Raw genomic sequence first — 3,142 nt, 5'->3', positions numbered from 1 at the left:
GCTTCTCCGAATCCGGCGCCTTGAAGGCGAGGAGGAAGGGGGCGACCGCCAGCGCGCCGCAGATCAGCGCGGCCAGGATGACGAAAACGACCAGGGGAAGGTAGTCGGAAATGATGCTCGGCATCGGCCTGGCTCGCGGTTTTGGACAAGCGCGACGGGCGCTTGCGCCGGATCGACGCAGTCCCCTTGCATGACCGAACGCCTATCGCAGCGCAGCGACGCATGCAAGGCGAAAGGCGGGCATCAGCATCAAGTCGCATAGGCGAGCGCGCCGCCTCGAACCCATGAAACACATGAACGGACAGATTTTTACGACGCAGCGGCGGGGCGTTTGCGACAGACATCTGAAGGAGAAAATGGCGAGAGAGACGGGACTTGAACCCGCGACCTCCGGCGTGACAGGCCGGCGCTCTAACCAACTGAGCTACTCCCCCGCGAGGGTCGGCGGGGGATAAGCCAGTCGCGCCGGCAAGTCAATATGCGCGCGGGCGTTTTGCGCCTCCCCGATCAGCGATCCGGGCGCAGACGTCAGAACTGGCCGACCGCGAACGACCAGCGCCGCATTTCCTCAGGCGTGAGCACATGCATCGTGTCGGGGGGAAGCGATTCCGCCGCGCGCACCAGCGCCGGGTTGACGCCCATATGCTGCGCATAACGCGCGAGCACCGCGACCATCGGCGCGTCTGCGAAACTGCGCTTCGTGTGCTGTCCGAACCATCCCTCGCCCTCGGTCTCGACGATCGACATGCGATGGAGGGCGACCTCGCTGCCCGGCGGCGCAACCCGGCGGACCGCCCCCATCATCGCATAGACGCAGGCGGACAGGCACTCGCCGATATAAGGCCCCGCCTCGCCGTCGGATTGGAAGCGCCCGACGACGCCGGCGATCCGCAGTTCGCGCAAAATATGGCCGAACGCCATCGAGGCGACCACATTGCCGCCGCGCGAGTTGAAGAATACGATTCGTTTGAGCGTCTTGTCTTCAGCGCCGGACTTGAGGAAATCGATGAAAGCCTGCGGCGTCGAGGTCTCGATGACGCCGTCGGCGACGATCACGTGCGGACAGCGGGCGCCGCAACGGCCGACGTCAAGCGACTCGACCCGGAAGGTCATAGACCTGGAATCGGCGCGCGCCGCACCGGGCTGCGCGACACTGCACGCCGCCAGGATCAAACCGAAGGCGGCAAGCCTCCCCAGCCGACGGCTGGTGGGCGGTGACGGGCTCGAACCGCCGACCCTCTCGGTGTAAACGAGATGCTCTGCCAACTGAGCTAACCGCCCCGCCTTCCGTAGCGCGCTAGACTACAGACTCGCGAGCGCGCCGCCAAGCGGCCGTCGCAACGAGCAGAGGTCGCCTCCGGGACCGCCGCCTGGCGAACGAGCGTCGGGCCCGCACCCGGAGTCGGCGGTGGAATCGCGCCGGTGCGCCGCCGCGCAAGGGACGCCAGCGTCGCCACGCGCCAGCCGGAGGCGCGCCGTTTCGGTTTACTTCTTGCTCGACTTCTTGTTGAGAGAGGCTTTGAGCGCCGCGCCGGGCTTGAATCGGGCGTTCTTCGACGCCGCAATCTTGATCTCCTTGCCGGTCGCCGGATTGCGGCCCTTTCCTGCGGCGCGCTCGCGAACCGAGAAGGTGCCGAAGCCGACCAGCCGGACCTCTTCGCCCTTCTTGAGCGTCTTCTCAATGCCCTCCAGCACCGCCTCGAGCGCCTTGGCGGCGGCGACCTTCGTCAGTTCAGCTTCCGTCGCGATATGATCGACGAGTTCGAGTTTGTTCATCGTGGCTCTCCGTTCCAACGCGGCGTCTCTTGCGGGCGCCGTCATCTTGCGCGGCGTTTCGCGCCGCCGCGCGCTCCCCTCTGCTCGCCCCGTGTCGGACGGCGCCAAAGCGGCGCCGCCTGCCCGAATCGACGGCTGAGTTCATCCCATTGCTCACGTTTTGCCCAACGCGCGCAAGGCTTTGCAGAAAGCAGCCACAAAAAAAGATGCGATTTCCGGCGGAAAACGGGCGGTTGACAACGAAAACGCCGCGAATCCTCTCGGATTCGCGGCGCTCATTCTCCGCCCGGGCTGGCAGCGCCCTTGGGACCCGCGCCCGTCAGTGAGCGATCAGCCCCTGCCCTGGCTCTTCGGTCGGCGCCGCGGGCGACACCGCTTTGACCTCTTCCTCCCACACGATCGGGGCGGGCTGGCGCACGAGCGCGTGCTTCAGCACTTCCTCCATCCGGGAGACCGGCACGATCTCCAGCCCGGACTTGACCGAATTCGGGATCTCCACCAAGTCCTTCACATTGTCTTCCGGGATCAGCACCTTCTTGATGCCGCCCCGAAGCGCGGCGAGCAGCTTCTCCTTCAGGCCGCCGATCGGCAGCACCCGCCCTCGCAGCGTGATCTCGCCAGTCATCGCGATGTCGCGGCGGACCGGAATACCGGCCAGCATAGACACGATCACGGTCGCCATGGCGACGCCTGCCGACGGCCCGTCCTTGGGCGTCGCGCCCTCGGGAACGTGGACGTGGATATCGCGTTTGTCGAACAACGGCGGCTCGATGCCGAAATCCACCGAGCGGGACCTCACATAAGACGCCGCCGCGGAGATCGACTCCTTCATCACGTCTCTAAGGTTGCCCGTCACAGTCATCCGCCCCTTGCCGGGCATCATGACGCCTTCGACCGTCAGAAGCTCGCCGCCGACCTCGGTCCAGGCGAGACCGGTCACAAGACCGACCTGGTCGTCGGCCTCGATCTCGCCGAAGCGGTACTTCGGTGGCCCAAGGAACTCGGCGACGTTCTCCGCGGAGACCACGATTCGCTTCTTCTTCGTCGTCAGGATCTCCTTGACCGCCTTGCGGGCGAGGTTGGAGATCTCACGCTCGAGATTGCGCACCCCCGCCTCGCGCGTGTACCGGCGCACGAGTTCCATGACGCCGCTGTCCTCGACCTCAAACTCCTTCGCGTCGAGGCCGTGTTTGGCCATCGAGTTCGGCAAAAGGTGACGCTTGGCGATCTCAAGCTTCTCGTCCTCGGTGTAGCCGGCGAGCCGGATGATCTCCATGCGGTCCTTGAGGGCCGGCGGGATGTCGAGCGTGTTCGCGGTCGTGACGAACATCACGTTGGACAGGTCGTAATCGACCTCCAGGTAATG

At 65.6% G+C, this 3,142-nt stretch carries 3 protein-coding genes and 2 tRNA genes; all 5 read right to left on the bottom strand.

The window, feature by feature from the left end; translation table 11 throughout:
- Positions 1 to 357 precede the first annotated feature (357 nt).
- A tRNA-Asp gene (locus tag ACLP25_RS30290) sits at positions 358 to 434 on the bottom strand.
- A gap of 94 nt (positions 435 to 528) precedes the next feature.
- Positions 529 to 1,113, bottom strand: coding sequence for a hypothetical protein (locus tag ACLP25_RS30285; protein WP_442472798.1), 585 nt, complete (start codon positions 1,111 to 1,113; stop codon positions 529 to 531).
- A 92-nt stretch (positions 1,114 to 1,205) separates the two neighbouring features.
- Positions 1,206 to 1,281 (bottom strand) — tRNA-Val (locus ACLP25_RS30280).
- 204 nt (positions 1,282 to 1,485) lie between these two features.
- Positions 1,486 to 1,821: an HU family DNA-binding protein gene (locus ACLP25_RS30275; protein WP_442472797.1), complete on the bottom strand. Its 336-nt coding sequence runs from the start codon at positions 1,819 to 1,821 to the stop codon at positions 1,486 to 1,488.
- Positions 1,822 to 2,095: 274 nt separating this feature from the next.
- On the bottom strand, positions 2,096 to 3,142 hold a 1,047-nt coding region (locus ACLP25_RS30270; protein WP_442472796.1), incomplete at its 5' end, for a S16 family serine protease.

The organism is Roseiarcus sp. (assembly GCF_052145395.1).
Taxonomy (GTDB): domain Bacteria; phylum Pseudomonadota; class Alphaproteobacteria; order Rhizobiales; family Beijerinckiaceae; genus Roseiarcus.
Note: the sequence above shows the minus strand (reverse complement) of the source record. Positions and strands in the feature narration are given on the sequence as shown.

Bases quoted from the DNA above. Each gene is read 5' to 3' on its own strand.
- ACLP25_RS30285 (WP_442472798.1), bottom strand. From the start codon at position 1,113: ATGACCTTCCGGGTCGAGTCGCTTGACGTCGGCCGTTGCGGCGCCCGC.
- ACLP25_RS30275 (WP_442472797.1), bottom strand. From the start codon at position 1,821: ATGACGGCGCCCGCAAGAGACGCCGCGTTGGAACGGAGAGCCACGATG.